The organism is Burkholderia sp. JPY481 (assembly GCF_038900515.1).
In the GTDB taxonomy this organism is placed as follows: domain Bacteria; phylum Pseudomonadota; class Gammaproteobacteria; order Burkholderiales; family Burkholderiaceae; genus Paraburkholderia; species Paraburkholderia youngii.
Map to the genome: position 1 here is coordinate 1 of NZ_JAYMRT010000219.1, position 255 is coordinate 255.

Genomic DNA, 255 nt, shown 5'->3' on the forward strand with positions numbered 1-255 from the left:
TGATCGCGTCCGAATACGGCAACGCGCACTTCTACATGGGCTTCATCCCTGGCCTGAAGGCCTTTACCGCGGCGGTGCTCGGCGGTATCGGCAATCTCGGCGGCGCGATGGTCGGCGGCGTGCTGCTCGGCCTGATCGAGCAGCTGGGCGCCGGCTATATCGGCAACCTCACGGGCGGCGTGTTCGGTAGTAACTACCAGGACGTGTTCGCGTTCATCGTGCTGATCGTCGTGCTCGTGTTCCGTCCGTCGGGTC

General features: G+C 64.3%; 1 protein-coding gene. It reads left to right on the plus strand.

What is annotated here, in order from left to right; genetic code table 11:
* On the plus strand, positions 1–255 hold a 255-nt coding region (locus VSR82_RS40430), incomplete at both ends, for an ABC transporter permease subunit (protein ID WP_498858968.1).